Raw genomic sequence first — 16428 nt, forward strand, 5'->3', positions numbered from 1 at the left:
AGAATCTCATTCATCAGCTTTTATTTTTTGAGACTTATGTCACAGCCTCTTTTTATGTACTCAATCTCATTCGTTCCTTTCTTTTACTATGTCATTTAGAGTACATAATAAACTACGTAAATAAGGTCATCGATTCGCATACGAATTGATGGCCTTATTTTTTAATCATTTTCAACTTTTAAAACTTTACCACTCTGGGCATTGATTTTTACTTCTTTTTCGTGAGAACCATTTTTAACCTTAACTTCCCAATAGGTAGTTCCTAAATCCTTTTCCAAATTAAACTCAGTACTGTCACCTTTAGCTGCATTTTCAGCTATAGTCGCAGCCTTTTTAACACTAATCAACTTGTTCAAATCTAAGCTCTCATTTTTACGAGTTGTTTCATTCTGATCTTCCTCATCTAATTCCTCTTCAGAATTTTGAATTATCTTCTTATTTTTGGCATTAATTGTAACCTGGTATTCCCTCAGTTCATCAATTCCTTCTACTTTATATACAGGACCTCTAAATGATTTTTCCAATTCCAGAGAAGTGATATCTGTCTTAGGATATTTCTTTTGATAAATGTTTATAGCATCATTGGCGCTAACTTTAATGGTATTTTTCAGTACCTTCTCAGATTTAGTTTTGTTTGATGCGCTATCGGCACCATTCGTAGAACAACCTACAAGTAAAACAAACATGAATATGGCGACAGTAATTGTTAAAAAACGTTTCTTCATCATCGTATCCTCACTTTTTTGATTACTTTGTAAATTAAGTATACTGAATTCATTTCTCTGAGAACAATAAAAAGGAACAAAATTTTTTTATCATTTTGTTCCTTTTTTACTCAATACATTTTAAAAGCCATTTTGTGCTGTCATTTGTTTGAACCATAAGCCGCTCTTTTTAACAGTTCTCTTAAAGTCATTATCCAAATCAACACTATAGAAACCATAGCGATTTCGATAGCCATTTAACCATGACCAACAATCAACAAAGGTCCACATATGGTAACCAAAACAATTACTGCCTGCTTCCATCCCTTTATGCAACTGTTCCAAATGTTCTTTAATGAAATCGATCCGATAATCATCTTCAATCATACCCTGATTATTCTTAAATCTGCTCTCATCCGCGACCCCCATACCATTCTCGCTGACATACCAAGGTATATTCTTATATTGATCACGCATCATGATGGCAATATCATAAAGTGCTTGTGGGTAAATTTCCCAGCCACGATAAGGATTGATTTTCTTATCAGGCCAATCATATGGTGCATATAAATCATCTGGCATTTGGGCTGGATGACTTGGATTAGTTGGTGCTTGAACTCGAGTCGGCTGATAATAATTAATACCGATAAAATCAACTGTGTTTTCATGAATTAGTTTTTTATCACCAGATTCAACAACTGGTAACAATTGGTTATCTTTTAATAAAGCGACTAAATCGTCAGGAACCTTTCCCCAAACTGCTGGATCTAAAAAGCTTCGAGTATTCAATAAATCAGAATTCTTTTTAGCTTGCAAATCCTCAGGATTATCACTACGACTATAAGCCGGCAAAACATTTAAAATAATCCCAATTTTTCCCTTAACTTGACTCTTTCTAAATTCTTGTACAGCCAAAACATGTGCCATCAACGTATGGTATCCCACTTGAATTGCTTTTTTCATGTCAACTATAGCTGGATAATGAAAGCCCAATAGATATCCACACTCTATGTGGACAATTGGTTCATTAAAAGTGGTCCACTTATGAATTAAATCGCCAAATTGTTCAAAAGCAGTTTTAGCATAATAAGCAAAATCAGTGACTGATTCACGATTCTCCCAACCACCTTTTTCCATTAACCACCAAGGCATATCAAAGTGAAATAAATTGATAATTGGTTCAATGCCGTGATCCAACATATCTTGAAAATAATTTCGATAAAATGTCACTGCTTCAGGATTCAATGTCTTGCCATCTGGTAAAAGTCTGGCCCAGGAAATCGATGTACGATATGAATTCATCCCAATTCTCTTCATATTTTTAACATCTTCGGGATACATTTCATAAGTATTAGAAGTATCTTTAGGTCCTTGGTCCTGATTAAATTTTTCAGGGTTCATTTCAAACCACTTATCCCAAGTAGTTGCTGATTTACCATTCAGTAAACTGTGGCCTTCTGTTTGTGGTGCTGAAGCGGCTGCACCCCACAAAAAATCATCTGGAAATTTTATCATTTGCTTTCTCCTAAACATATTTTTTTCGATACTCTTTTGGTGAAATTCCACAAATTGCTTTGAAATTACGATAGAAATAAGCTGTAGTTGTATAGCCAACTCCTTCCGATATATCCGCGATACTCTGTTCTGTTCCCTTTAGAAGTGATTGAGCGCGCTTAATTCGGTAATCATTCAAATACCTAGAAAAACTAATCTTCGTTTCCTTCTTAAATAGCTGCCCCAAATAATCAGGATTCAAATGAAGACAATCTGATACGTAACGTAAGTTCAGATCCTCTTGATAATTTCTTTTCACCAATCCCATAACTTGACGAACATTTTCAGAGTAATCGCGTGACTCCTGTTTATTATCCGACAAATTACTAGTGATTTCTTTCAATAATCTAATGATGTCTTTCAAATTTTCAGAGTTATTGATTCTTGTTACATAATCCTGATAAGTCTTTTCATCAAAACCAACTTGGACATTAACTTCTGAATAGATTAAAAAGGCTATTTGGCGGACATATGAAGGGCTTACACTTTGAGTGGATAATTCATTAAAAATATTAGAAAGCTCCTCTTTCAGCTTTTCATGATCTCCTAAAGCAATTGCCTGTTTCACTTTAATCAAGGATAATTTAAGCAAAGTGGCCTGTTCGAGCCAATCGACACGTAATTTGTTGCTACTAAAATTATTACTCTTTTCATAAAATTTATATATGACCGACAATCTAAGCGCTTGTTCATAACTTTGATTCACGTCGGACAAATCGTAAACCGTTTCACCAACGGTTATAAAAGATTGTCCCGTAATTATCTGACGATCTTCCAACTCTCTAGTAAACTTCAGTAACTTACCACGACCACCGATAAAGCCAATATCAACAATACGATTTTGACTAAATTTTAGATTCTGACCATACTCTTCACAAAGCTGATTGACCTTTTTCTTATCATCAACACGGTTACAGGCAATAACCGTGATACCTTTGGCAATCTCTGTCGGACTAAGTCGTAATTGTTGAATCAAATCTGTGACTTGATTGGAATCAAAGTCATTTTCAAATAACTCTTTTACTTGTAAATTCAAAGATGCTTTCGACGCTTGTTTCAATTCATTTTCGGATTTCAATTTCTGTTTTACCTTTTTCAAAGCTTCGACCAAAGCATCAGGATCGACTGGTTTTAAAATATAATCGATAGCGCCCAATTTTAAACCAGTTCTGACATAATCAAATTCTTGATAACCCGACAAAATCATAAATTCAAAATTATGTCCCTGCTCCTTAGCCATCTTCACGAAATCTAAGCCACTGATTTTAGGCATATTAACATCCGTTATAATCAGATCGACCTCATTAGTTTCCAAATATTCTAACGCCTGCTTAGAATTTCTAGCTGATTTGACTACTTGAAAACCGTATTCGTTCCAATCAATTATTTTTTCCAGTCCTTTTAAAATCATATATTCATCGTCAATAATCATAACTGAGTACATATATTATTCCCCCAAAAAGATTTGCATTTTAACTGTTACACCTTTAAATTGATTATTCATGACAAACATCTTGAAGTTAGTTCCGAATGCCCCTGTCATTCGAGCTTTTACATTCATTAAACCAATCGAACGATCTCCACTAATAGGTTTAACTTCTTGTGAGACCAATTTATCGTTGATAACTTTCAATTGTTCCTCTGTCAAAGGAGTTCCATTATCAGCCACCGATATTTCAACTCGTTCACCATCCTTATCGGCTCGAATATGTACAGCATTGTCAAATCGTTCTAAATCGATTCCGTGCTTAAAATAATTTTCAATTAATGGCTGAATAATAAACTTAGGAACTTTCATACTTTTTAATTCGTCATCCAAATTCAACTGATAACCAATTTGATCCGGAAAACGCATTTGATACAAGTAGATGTACTTTTCAGCAAATTCGAACTCTTTATCCAAAGTTACTGTCGATTCTTGACTAATATTATTTCTCAAGAGACTGGCAAAACTGAATACGACATTGGCTAGCTCTTTTTCGCCTTCATTCAGGGCGTACATACGGATGTACTCCAAGGTGTTGTACAAGAAATGTGGGTTAATTTGTGACTGCAGAGCCTTCATATTGGCATCTTTTTGTTCTAGCTGCAATTGATATATTTGCAAAACATATTGATCAATGGCATTTAACATATCGTTAATTCCTGTTGCTAAAGTATTTAATTCTCCTTCCTCTTCAGGAACCGGCACTCTAGTCTTCAAATTACCATTAGAAATGGCATTTAAAGCATTTGTCATTGATTTCAGATGAATCGTATAGTTGTGAAAAATATATTTTAGACTCCACCATAAAAATGCGTCAATTAGAATAGCTCCCATTAAAAATAGCAATATATTGAAGGCTATCTTTTGATAAACGATTATTTTAGGTACTACTGAAATAATTAAGTCACCATTGCCATTCTTTTGACTTTTAACAAAGTATTTCTTTTCTAAAACACTTAGTAAAATATTATTCTGATTAGGATCTTGAGTTAAAGTTTTAAACGCATCCTCTGACAAATTTGAATTATAAGTATATCTAATCCTACCTACATCTGAAATAACAAAAACTTGCATATCTTGACTATTCGGTGAGTAATTCAACGAATTATTCAATACTCTAGGAGAATAATTAACAATTATTGATCCAAAGGATTGAAAAGTAGCGTCATTTATCAAAGGAATCCCATAATACAATCCCTTAGAAACCAACTTTTTTGAATCAATTATTTTCCCACCAGGGTTTTTTAATGTAACTTCAATTGCCTTGTTCTCTTGATTCAAATTTAGCGTAATTTTATTTGAATCATTATTTTGCATAAATTCTGACAATTGATTAGGCAAATAGTAGAAATCATTTTCATTAGAGTGCTGCTGACTGTATGCCAAGTAATCAGCTGAATCTAATTGAAAAAATTTTTGTAAATTTTTCACTTTAGATGGAGTTTGAATTAAATTTCTTGCTAATTGATTAGCCGCTAATTGTTCAACTCCAACTATATAAGACGTACGATTTACACCTGATTCAATTGTTTGATTGGTATCTTGAAAAATATCTCTAATTTTAAAAATAGACATTATAACCGCAAATAAGGTAATGGTGATCACCATTACCTTAATGTAAAACGTCATTAACTTTTGTAAATTATAGCGATTGCTTAACATTATGCATGACCCCAATTAATTTAATTCTTCAACGTGGCTCTGCCAATTTTTACCCACAAATTGAGTATAAACTACCGTTAAACTAAAAGTTGCAAACAGAATTAGTCCTGAAAATTTATAAGTTATGCCTATAATTACTGCTATTCCAAGAATTTCTTTCATATTATCAAAAAAGTTATAAAAGAAATGTGCACAAGCTAGTTTAAAACTATTGATAAGATTGATCTCAAAACTAACTTTAATATTAAGTACATAAGCATAGATACAAATTGTTGCTAACAAAACAATCGCAATTATAAAATCAGTCACAATGAAAGTCAGACCATGTAATTGAACTGATAGAAACAGACTATAACCCAAAAGAAAAATCACAATTGCAAAACTATAAAATAACTTATTACTCTCGGTAAAGTTTTCTTTAAATAATTTCCATGCTACTTTCCAAGACATCTGTCCGTAATGGAAATCATAATCGTAATATAATTCATTAATTACTAAGAGCGCTGGCCCCACTCCTAAAACTAATCCGCCACACAAACTTAGCCCCCAGAAAAACAAATTCAATTTAATAATCGTATATGCTTTGATAAATATTTGTTGTACTGCACGGGAAATCATATCTCTACCTCTTTCTTTGTAAGAATTGATTAACCCCTAGTACTCAAAGCAGGGTCAAAAAATTGAGTTTAGCACAAAAGGAGGTTAGAGCTGCCTCTCCCTCCTATATGCTGTGGATAAACTGTAAGGAATAATTAAATCGATTTACTAATTCTTACCGTCTTTCAAAAATTCATCATATTGTTTTTGCATTTCCTTTTGTACCTTGTCATATCCAGCTTTCTTAAGTTCCTTGTTCATCTTAGGAATTGTTGTATCTGGATCCGACGTACCGGTTTGTAAACCAGCCATGTATTTATTCATGACATTAGAAATGTTAGTCATTTCTGTCTTAACATTCTTCGTATTGAATTGGAAACCAAGAATAGGTGAATCAATTGATTTATCGATATTATCTTTACGTTCTTGAATCATTTGATCAGTAACATCTGTTGTAGGTGTGATCTTGTTGTTATCACCCGTTTGCCATGGTGCTGAATGGTAATTTTCTTTGTAACCTTTAAGCAATTTGACACGTTTATCATTGTCAACATACTTCCATGCCTTACCTTTTTCACCATAAACCAAACCGTTCAATAGTTCTGGATCACTGTTGATTACACCAAGAACTTTAACTGCTTTAACTTTGTTCTTTGAGTTGTTACTTACAACATAGTTGTACATACCTGCTTGAGCAGTAGTTTTAACAGCAGGACTCATTGGACGTGAAACAATTTGTTGACCTGCAGTTTGTGATAGTTGATGATCACCATAATCGAAAGGTCCTTGTGTTTCTTGACGTGCGAACCATGTGTCACCGCTCAATGGACGATCAGTATTATCTGTAGCCGCATCTTTAGCGATATAACCCTTTTGGTAATAATCATGCATTGTTCTTAATGTTTCTTTATACTTAGCATCATTATATGGGTTAATAATTTTTTTACCTTTATTTACAGCATTTACAGCAAATGGGTAATCTTGGTCAATAACAAAATCTAAGTCTGATCCAATATGGAAAGTAGGACCTGTTGAGAATGTCAAAACCTTCTTATCTGCTGAATGGAACTTAGCAAATGTATCTTCCAAATCTTTATATGAATTTATCTTGCTAACATCTATATTGTATTTATCTAGATATTTCTTATTAAAGGAAACTACTTGTTGTGCATAAACATTTCCGTTAATAGGCATTGTATAAAGCTTTCCATCAACCTTGTTACCTTTAATATAAGCCGGATCCAAATCTTTATATGCAGTTGGAGCGTATTTTGGAAGCAGCTTAGTTAAATCTGTATAGGCTCCTTTTTGAGCATTAACTGCATAGTTATCAGCTTTGGCAATGTCATATTTTTCACCTGATGAAACGATAACCGACATCTTTTGTGTATAATCACCCCAGCCAATATATTGAATCTTGATTTTAGCTTTAGCTTTCTTTTCAAGGATCTTATTAGTCTTAGCAATCAAAGTATCGTAATTCTTTGGTTTGTCACCAATTTGATACATTAATAATGTTGGAACATCACTATTGCTTGCTGATTTTGATCCACAAGCTGTTAATCCAACGGCTGTTACAGCTAACAAAGCTGCACCGATTGAACGTTTAACCCACTTTTTCATAAATGGAACCCCCTATAATAAAATGATAATTCCTAGATTTTTATTCCTTTACACCACCGATAGTTAAACCACGTACGAAGTACTTTTGGAAGAATGGATAGCTACATGCAATTGGTAATGTTGCAATAACAACCATAGCCATTCTGGTTGCTTCCTTTGGAATTGCCATCAAACTACCACCGAATTGGGTACCGGATGAGGCATTCTGTGAAAGCATTTCAATATTGGACTGAATTTTCATTAGTAAGTATTGCAATGGAACTAGATTATCACTTTGGATATATAGCAAAGCGTTAAACCAATCATTCCAGTAACCTAAAGCAGCAAACAAACTAATTGTTGCAATACCGGGAACAGCCAATGGGATGACGATCTGTGTAAAGATTCTCATTTCACTAGCACCATCAATACGAGCTGATTCAATAATTGATTCAGAAACCTGTCGTTTGAAGAACGTTCTCATGACAATAATATTGAAAGGGCTTACAGCCATAGGTAAAATCAATGCCCATAGAGTGTCTTTCAAATGCAACATATTTGTTACAACAATATAATTAGCAACCATACCAGGTGAAAATAGCATTGTTACCAAACAGAAAACTGTAAAAAATCTTCTATATTTGAAACTGCTTCTGGAAATCGCATAGGCATAAGTTGAAGTAAAAGTTGAATTAATTACAGTACCAACAACTGTTACTAAAACTGAAATCCATAATGATCTTAAGAGTTCTCCTCCCATTGTTGCCAAATACTTATAACCGGCAAAACTCCAAACTTTAGGCCAGAGACGATAACCATAAGTTGCTAAGGCATTTTCATCAGTTAAAGAAATAACAATAACGAAGAATAATGGTAGTAAGCAAGATAAAGCAAAGATTCCTACTATTATATTGAAGAACAAGTCCGTTCCTCTACTAAAGGAGTGAACTGTGACACTATCAATTTTTTTCTTCTTTTTCAAAGTTCAATTCTCCTCTCTAGAATAGTGCTGAATCACTGTCTAATCTTCTTACAATTGCGTTTGTGATTAGAAGCAAAATGCAACCAACAACTGATTGATAAAGACTGGCAGCACTTGACATACCAATATCACCAGTTGAAGTTAAACCATTGTAAATATATGTATCTAGAACTGATGTTACGTTATATAGAGCACCTGAATTTTGTGGTACTGTGTAGAACAATCCGAAGTCGGCACGGAAGATATTACCAACAGCCAAAATTGACATTAAAGTCATTAATGGTACTAATTGTGGAATCGTAATATTCTTAATCTGTTGCCATTTATTGGCACCATCAACAGTTGCAGCTTCATAATATGTTGGATCAATACCCATTACAGTAGCGAAGTACAAGATACTGTTATATCCGATTCCCTTCCAAGTACCTATGAATAGCAAGATAAATGGCCAATATTTTGGTTCTGCATACCAATTAATATTGGTATGTAACATTGTATTTAAAAGTCCTTTGTCAGGATTTAAGAATGCCATTACGAAATATCCGATGATAACCCATGATAGGAAATATGGTAAAAGCATTGATGTTTGATAAACTTTAACCAATCTCTTATGACGCAATTCACTCATAACAATCGCGAAGAAAACAGAGATAATCAGGTTCAAAGTAATAAATCCTAAATTGTATAGAAGCGTATTCTTAGTAATCAGCCAAGCAGCATCTGAAGTAAATAGGAACTTGAAGTTTTGAAAACCAACCCACTTACTTTGTGCCAAACTAGCTAAGAATCCATCAGGTGAAAATTGGAATTCCTTAAATGCTACAACGTTAGCAAATACAGGAATATAGAAGAAGAAGATCATCCAAATGGCACCTGGTAATGCGAATAGAAGGAACGGACCATTGTGAACAATGTTATACCAAAGGCCCTCTTTTTTCTTAGCCGCAGCAGCAATTGCTTCAGGACTTTGAGCTACATTATTTTCTTCCATTATTTTCCTCCTCCCTTACATATATTGTTTAATCAACTTACAAGAAGAATTATAGCGCTTACATTATTGCTCAAATAAGTTACAAACTAGAGGTTTTATATACAAATTCTAGTTTTTATACAAAAAGGTCCTTCAAATGATATAACATTTGAAGGACCTTTTAATTAATCATGATAAACTTCTGTATTTATCTTAAAATCATTTTACAACTGTCAACATTTCTTTCAAAAATGGTGCAATACTTTGTGATCCAAATTCAGCTTGCTTAATCTCCTGTAAGTAAGCAAAAGTATGAGTCCGCGATTCTTGATAAGTCTCCTTGGCACTGCTTAAGAATTCTTCTTTCCCCGTATTTAAATAATCACAGATGAATTCTAGTGATTGCATTTGATCAATAGCATTGTCCAACCAAGGTAACATTTCATCACGCAAATTCTTTTGACCATTAACTTTAAAGTACAATGCATCTTGTTTAATCTTAGTAAACTCATGTTTTAAATTATTAATTTCTTTGGGAGATGTTGTTTTTTCATCCATCTCTTCAATAAATTGACGCAATTTTGTATCTAAATTAGGCGACTCCAAATTAAGCTCAGGCATAGCCCCATTGAATTGCATATGTTGTGCTAAATTTTCCAAAGCTTTGGAGCCCTTAGATGATTTAAAGGTCTGATTTTCAACATAATTAAAGGCATTATGCTCAATTTGACTCTCGGTTTTACTATCAGTCCAAATATTCCAAGAATAAGCCGCATTGATAAAGATTGCTGGCTTAGAGGCCTCTGATTGCATCATTGGATTTAACATAATACCATAGATTTTTTTACTATCTGCTTGAGTCTGTAAGTAATGCTTAGCTCCACCCATTATCAAATTATTTCTAGAACCATCATTTACTGGCCAATTGATCCACAGTTGTACCGGACGATATTCTGCACCCTTGACCGTCAAATTATCTTTCAAAACATTCAAAAATTCATCCGAAACGACCCCAAAAGTTTTACCGCCTGTGACTACCATATGAATATTCTTAGGTAAACCGGCATTCAAATCACGTAAATCATAATGTCCGTTATCCTTAGCTCCATCTGAGTAATAGTAATACGGTACAAAAATCATATCAGTTACTAAATCAGGGTAATTTTTTTTACGTTTCTTTAGAAAATTTGACATATCCTTCATCAATTTAATATAGTCATCATCCCCGTGCTTAGGCCAAGGAGCATCATCTGCTAAAATACCAAACTCTCTGACACCAACTAACATTAATTGATCAAATTTTTTCTCAATAATTCTTAAATCACTAATATAATTCCGATCAAATCGGATTGGATCATGCATAAATGGATGAATTGTCCAAACAAATTTGGTTTTAGTCTCATTACCGACTTGAGCCAATTTTTTAATTTCATTTAACCGCTTTTGGGGATAAAGTTCGCGCCATTTTTCATTATGATAAGGATCATCCTTTGGTGCAAAAACATACTGTGTTAACTTCAAATTACTGCCAAATCGCATTAAATTGATTCGATCAGCATCTGACCAAGGATTACCGTAATATCCTTCAATAAAACCACGATTTTTTACGTCTGCATAATCTCGAATTGCCAATTGTTGTACCTTGAGTCCTTGAGATTGTTTTAGAATCTGTCTCAAAGTGGCCAATCCATAGAAAACACCATCGGTATTGTCACCAAATAATTGAACTTTAGATTCAGTGATCATCAATCTATAACCATCATAGTGATGAGATGGATGTTTAGAAATTCGGATAATTATATTGATCATCTCAGCACTAATTTGAGTATTTAATTCAAATCCTATTTGAAATTCTTTAAGTATTCCCAGTACCCTATCTTTAGTATATCGATCCAAATTTTGATCCATTATTAGATTAACTTTAGGCAATAGTGAAACAGTACCTTCGTCGTAGACTATATCCTGTGGAATTGGAAACAATTTATACTTCATATTATTTCTCCCTCAAAAAAAGGTTGACCAAAACATTATGTTTTGCCCAACCTTTGCTTTTTTACTTCAGTAACAAAAAGCATAAAACTAAATCATCACGGTCTTTTAAATCAAAACCGGTCTGTTCATGAAATTTTTCCATTCGATATAATAATGTATTTCGATGTAAAAAGAGCATCTTTGAAGTCTTAGCTAAATTAGAATCACACTTGTATAAAGTATTGATCATCTGCGTAGTTTTGGAGTCAATATCAATTTTGTTTTTCAATGATTTAAACATATCCGTATTTTTCAAATTTTGTTCAATCAGAAAATCCAAAATAACGGTAGATAAATTATTAACTCTTTCTTTCATTTCTAGCGATTTATGAAATAACTGTCGTTCCATGTCAAAAATATTAGGGAGTTTATCATTGACTGGCCAAAATTGACCAACATAAACGTGACTTTTAGTATAGAAATCAGAATCCACTAACTCTATCATTCTTTGGACTTCGAGCTTGTCCATATTTGTATTAGTCTCTTTTTCAATCAATATACCAGTATATTTGTTGATCCAAAAACTATCTACAACGTCATCAAACGTATCTTCAAATACGCTCAACCATTCATTGGCTCGATCATCGGATTCCAACTTCTGTACTTCAAATTGGAGTACTCGAACATTGATTTTTTCGGCAGGAATTTTATCAGTTTCGTGAACTAAGAAGTTCCACCATTGGTTATTAATGGATTTATTATTATTATCTTGACTGACTAGTGATAGGAGGAACTTCTCTCTATTACTTAAATGATCTTTTTTAATTGTTACCCACTGTCCAGATATCAAAAAATTGTAATTATGGGGATCAGAACTAGGTTCTATAACCACTTTGGCATCTGGATACAATTCCAATAATTTAGCAATACTTCCTAGCATACATTTTAACCACCTATTTTAACGGATTGCGTCTGTGGTCTTTTCATCAAAGAAATGTGCTTTGTTCAAATCGAATGTCAAACGAACTTTATCACCTGGTTTGTGATAATCACGGGCATCAACAATAGCAACAAATTCTGTACCATCAACTCTTGAGTAAAGCATTGATGTAGCACCGAGCAATTCAGAAACCACAACTTCACTTTCAACTGTAGCTTCTGGGAATGTCTCTTCCATGGCACCTTCAGCATGAATATCCTCTGGACGAATACCTAAAGTAACATCCTTATCATCATATCCAGCTTCATCAAGAACCTTTGAACGACCTTCTGGAAGCTTCAATGTCAAGCCTTCGCTATCTGTAACAATACCATCTTTGTAATGAACATCAAAGAAGTTCATTGAAGGTGAACCAATAAATCCGGCAACAAACTTGTTCTTAGGTGATTCATAAACTTCTTTAGGAGTACCAATTTGTTGAACTTCACCCATTGACATGACAACAATTCTATCAGCCATTGTCATAGCTTCGGTTTGATCATGAGTAACATAAATTGTTGTTGTATGTAATTCTTGATGCAATCTAGCAATTTCAGCACGCATGCTGACACGAAGTTTAGCATCCAAGTTTGATAGAGGTTCATCCATTAAGAAGATAGGGGCATCACGAACGATAGCTCTTCCCAAAGCAACACGTTGTCTTTGACCACCAGACAAAGCAGCAGGTTTTCTATCTAGATATTCTGTTAGTCCTAGAACCTTAGCAGCGTAGTCAACCTTCTCTTTAATTTTATCTTTGTCATACTTACGTAGTTTCAAACCAAAAGCCATGTTATCAAATACGGTCATATGTGGATACAAAGCATAGTTTTGGAAAACCATCGCAATATTACGATCCTTAGGAGCTGTATCATTTTCATATTTACCATCAATGATTAATTCACCTTTAGTAATATCTTCCAGTCCAGCAATCATACGCAAAGTTGTTGACTTACCACAACCTGAAGGTCCAACAAAAACGATGAATTCCTTATCTTTAATGTGTAAGTCAAAGTCTGAAACAGCGTAATTATTTTCTTCAGCGTTGGCATATCTTTTATAAATGTGATTTAAATCAATCTCTACCATAATTAAAACCTCTCAACCATTAGTTATTAGTTTATCTCTAATTGATATGTCTATTGTATTTTAAAAGCGCTTTCATTAATATTACAAATCAACTAAAATCAATCAGTATTTTTGTACACTTTTACTAAAAACTAAATTTATATGTTCTGATTTCTGCCGGATTCAAGATATTAAGCTTAGCTACTGGGTAATCCTCTTCCAAAAAGTTAACGGTTTTAGCTTGTTTTAGAATACTACTGTCAATTTTCGTTTCATTATTGGTTAAATTATATCCTCTTAAAATATTGCCATCACTCGTTTCGGCTTGTTTCAAACTAGTTACGGCAAAACTATCAGCTTTAAGAGTTAAAAAAGTAGTATCGCATTTCTTAATTCCATTATGAATATCGGTTTGGACACTTTGTACAGAAACTTGATTCGTCTTAGCTTGTTGGTAAGTATGAGTTCGGCTAGCAATTGTATTGTCATGGAAAGCCAAACTATATTCAAATGAGAATTGCCCTAAACATTGAGCATCAGGCGTACCAAAGTAACCCCAATCCCCCATTTCACCCACACAGCGAAGTAAAGTTACGGCAATCGTATTATCTTCAGGCAAAATTTCATACTCATTTAAGCCAAAATTACCAACTGTCATTCCACCATTATCATCGCAAACATTAACAAAGGTCTGTTGATGCTGGGGATTAGTAGGATTCTTCCAAGTATCACTGACATGATTAGGACGTTTAACTGTTTCAAAAATAGAATCAGCTAAATTATAGTTACTCTTCAAGTTGGTCTTAAACAAAACTCTGACACGATGGTCTTTCATTTGATTATTAAAGCTTGTCTTAAATTTCAATTGATCGGCATTCTTAGACAACGTAATCACAGTTGTGAGCGTCAATGGTACCAGTTTTTCAGAACGATTGGCTTTACGGTTCGTTATATCAATTACAGCCTGACGTTCGTATTCAAGACGTTCATCAGCTGATTCTGGAACCATCATTGTCTGTTGCAACTGTACTTTAGCACCCAAAAAGTTGTTTTGTAGAACTTTAACCTCTGCAGTACTATCAGTTGAAAAAATTGTCTTTTTATCCGCTGATTGACGATAAATGTATTCATTACCAATATCGCCGGTATCTTCAAAAACTAATTGATTATCAAATTCACGACCCGTCTTCTTATCAAGAATATTCAAACTTCCGTTACTGTTAATAGAAGCTTTAAGCCAATTATTCTCTAATATTTGTGAATCTTCGTCATAAATTTTGGTTGAATCAACCTTCTCTGACTCTTCGGAACTGGCAAGTGCCAAAGTCTTCCATGAGAAAGCTGACATAGCAGTTAAATCTAATTGGATGGTGACATACAAAGCCATGTATGGAATTCTGAATTTGTTCTTAGGTAAATCGTAACCAAAGCGAACATCTGAACTGACCATCTCAAATGGAATCTTGTTACCTTTAATATCAATAACTTTAAACTTAGGAAGTTCTCTTTGAGCTTTCTTCATTGCTTCATATTGTACGTCAGGTTTGCCATCAGCAAATAAAGCACGTTGCCACTCAATTTCAACCGTCTTCATCTCTGTTTTTTCGTAACCATTAGTATTCACTAAAATAAATGGTTTACTACCTTCTGGAAAGGCCGATGTATTGATTTGATTAGCTAAAGTCTCAATAGCATCTTTAGCTACAAATTCACCAACTTCTCTAGATTTGGCAAAACGAGTCATCATTTCCCGATGTACATCGTCAACTGAACAACCACAAATACTGTCATGAGGGTTATTCTGTAACAACATCTTCCAAGCATATCTCAATTGATCATGTGGATAATCCTTTGTACCATTGTAGGCCATAGTTGCCAACGGTTCGGCAATATTCTCTAGCTCCCTTTCAACTTTAGTATTGTCTTGTTTTAGATAAACACGTGAAGAAGCGGTATTAGCCAAAGTATACCAACCATCTGTTTCCTGACTAGTCAATTCGCCGTCAACTTTGCCAAGATCCTTAGGAATACTTTTAGAAACAGCTTTAAGATAATCATCAAAGTTAGAATGAATAAATTCATAATCAGGATAGAGTTCTTGTGCAACTTTCAAAGCTTCAATTACATTCTTTTGAACCGGCTGGTGATCAACCCCATTCATCATCAAAAGATTGTCAGTTGAAGCATATTTTTCAGCATCAGCTAATTTTTGATCCCAGAATTTTTTAGCTTCTATTTTATCAACGGGAATTTCATTACCATTACTGTACCAATTGGCGAATAGCACGCTTAATACTTTAGAATTATCAGGACCTTGCCACCACATTTCTGAATATTGAGAACTATATTTTTCATTATCAAAGACTTGATTATTTAAACCAGTTGGCTTGACCCCACGACCAAAGGCAGCGTATTTCAAATCAGCTAACTTCAACATTTGTGGAGTTTGTCCCATATTACCAAAAGTATCCGGGAAATATCCTAAATTAACCTGATTCCCCCACTTCTTTGACTCTTGATGACCTATCAACATATCACGTGTATTAGCCTCTGGACTAATTAAAAAATCATCCTGCAAGATATAGAAGGGACCAACACGTAATTTACCTTCGGCCACACGCCTTTCTACTTCGGCACGTCTCTCTGGTCTGACCTTCAAATAATCATCAAGAATAATTGTTTGTCCATCTAAATGAAAACTGTTGAATTCCGGTTCCTTATTAAAAAGATCTAACAGGTCATCCATTAATTTTATTAAACGCATATGGTGTTGTTCATAAGCCATATACCATTCACGATCCCAATGACTATGTGATATTACAAAAACTTTTTTCCTACTCATAATAATTTTCC

At 33.9% G+C, this 16428-nt stretch carries 12 protein-coding genes; all 12 read right to left on the reverse strand.

Annotated elements, in window-relative coordinates; genetic code table 11:
• Positions 1 to 161 precede the first annotated feature (161 nt).
• Positions 162 to 728 (reverse strand): PepSY domain-containing protein, encoded by a 567-nt coding sequence (locus tag FD33_RS03320; RefSeq protein ID WP_034544181.1) that lies wholly within the window; start codon positions 726 to 728, stop codon positions 162 to 164.
• A 117-nt stretch (positions 729 to 845) separates the two neighbouring features.
• A complete protein-coding gene (locus tag FD33_RS03325; RefSeq protein ID WP_025085371.1) occupies positions 846 to 2219 on the reverse strand; it encodes a glycoside hydrolase family 1 protein in 1374 nt (457 codons plus the stop codon).
• A gap of 10 nt (positions 2220 to 2229) precedes the next feature.
• Positions 2230 to 3702 carry a response regulator transcription factor gene (locus FD33_RS03330; RefSeq protein WP_056955758.1) on the reverse strand — a complete coding sequence of 491 codons (1473 nt, stop codon included), beginning with the start codon at positions 3700 to 3702 and terminating at the stop codon, positions 2230 to 2232.
• Between the two features lie 3 nt (positions 3703 to 3705).
• Positions 3706 to 5319 carry a sensor histidine kinase gene (locus tag FD33_RS03335; protein WP_159102819.1) on the reverse strand — a complete coding sequence of 538 codons (1614 nt, stop codon included), beginning with the start codon at positions 5317 to 5319 and terminating at the stop codon, positions 3706 to 3708.
• 102 nt (positions 5320 to 5421) lie between these two features.
• A complete protein-coding gene (locus FD33_RS03340) occupies positions 5422 to 6024 on the reverse strand; it encodes a YesL family protein (protein WP_025085367.1) in 603 nt (200 codons plus the stop codon).
• Between the two features lie 147 nt (positions 6025 to 6171).
• Positions 6172 to 7626, reverse strand: a complete 1455-nt coding sequence (locus FD33_RS03345) for an ABC transporter substrate-binding protein (protein ID WP_056955759.1) — start codon at positions 7624 to 7626, stop codon at positions 6172 to 6174.
• Positions 7627 to 7666: 40 nt separating this feature from the next.
• Positions 7667 to 8587 (reverse strand): carbohydrate ABC transporter permease, encoded by a 921-nt coding sequence (locus FD33_RS03350; protein WP_025085366.1) that lies wholly within the window; start codon positions 8585 to 8587, stop codon positions 7667 to 7669.
• Between the two features lie 16 nt (positions 8588 to 8603).
• Complete coding sequence (locus tag FD33_RS03355; protein WP_025085365.1) at positions 8604 to 9578, reverse strand: ABC transporter permease; 975 nt, start codon at positions 9576 to 9578, stop codon at positions 8604 to 8606.
• 198 nt (positions 9579 to 9776) lie between these two features.
• The gene (locus FD33_RS03360; RefSeq protein ID WP_056955760.1) at positions 9777 to 11549 is read right to left on the reverse strand and encodes a beta-N-acetylglucosaminidase domain-containing protein; all 1773 of its coding nucleotides are present in this window, start codon (positions 11547 to 11549) and stop codon (positions 9777 to 9779) included.
• 61 nt (positions 11550 to 11610) lie between these two features.
• Positions 11611 to 12468 carry a PucR family transcriptional regulator gene (locus FD33_RS03365; protein WP_025085362.1) on the reverse strand — a complete coding sequence of 286 codons (858 nt, stop codon included), beginning with the start codon at positions 12466 to 12468 and terminating at the stop codon, positions 11611 to 11613.
• Positions 12469 to 12486: 18 nt separating this feature from the next.
• Entirely contained in the window at positions 12487 to 13596 is a 1110-nt protein-coding gene (locus tag FD33_RS03370) for an ABC transporter ATP-binding protein (RefSeq protein WP_025085361.1), read from the reverse strand.
• A gap of 124 nt (positions 13597 to 13720) precedes the next feature.
• Positions 13721 to 16417 carry an alpha-mannosidase gene (locus tag FD33_RS03375; protein WP_025085360.1) on the reverse strand — a complete coding sequence of 899 codons (2697 nt, stop codon included), beginning with the start codon at positions 16415 to 16417 and terminating at the stop codon, positions 13721 to 13723.
• Between the last annotated feature and the right edge of the window lie 11 nt (positions 16418 to 16428).

Origin of the sequence: Companilactobacillus paralimentarius DSM 13238 = JCM 10415, from assembly GCF_001434985.1 — a bacterium.
Lineage (GTDB): Bacteria > Bacillota > Bacilli > Lactobacillales > Lactobacillaceae > Companilactobacillus > Companilactobacillus paralimentarius.

Coding starts and splice junctions, on each gene's coding strand:
- FD33_RS03320 (WP_034544181.1), bottom strand. CDS start 728: ATGATGAAGAAACGTTTTTTAACAATTACTGTCGCCATATTCATGTTT.
- FD33_RS03325 (WP_025085371.1), bottom strand. CDS start 2,219: ATGATAAAATTTCCAGATGATTTTTTGTGGGGTGCAGCCGCTTCAGCA.
- FD33_RS03330 (WP_056955758.1), bottom strand. CDS start 3,702: ATGTACTCAGTTATGATTATTGACGATGAATATATGATTTTAAAAGGA.
- FD33_RS03335 (WP_159102819.1), bottom strand. CDS start 5,319: ATGTCTATTTTTAAAATTAGAGATATTTTTCAAGATACCAATCAAACA.
- FD33_RS03340 (WP_025085367.1), bottom strand. CDS start 6,024: ATGATTTCCCGTGCAGTACAACAAATATTTATCAAAGCATATACGATT.
- FD33_RS03345 (WP_056955759.1), bottom strand. CDS start 7,626: ATGAAAAAGTGGGTTAAACGTTCAATCGGTGCAGCTTTGTTAGCTGTA.
- FD33_RS03355 (WP_025085365.1), bottom strand. CDS start 9,578: ATGGAAGAAAATAATGTAGCTCAAAGTCCTGAAGCAATTGCTGCTGCG.
- FD33_RS03360 (WP_056955760.1), bottom strand. CDS start 11,549: ATGAAGTATAAATTGTTTCCAATTCCACAGGATATAGTCTACGACGAA.
- FD33_RS03365 (WP_025085362.1), bottom strand. CDS start 12,468: ATGCTAGGAAGTATTGCTAAATTATTGGAATTGTATCCAGATGCCAAA.
- FD33_RS03370 (WP_025085361.1), bottom strand. CDS start 13,596: ATGGTAGAGATTGATTTAAATCACATTTATAAAAGATATGCCAACGCT.
- FD33_RS03375 (WP_025085360.1), bottom strand. CDS start 16,417: ATGAGTAGGAAAAAAGTTTTTGTAATATCACATAGTCATTGGGATCGT.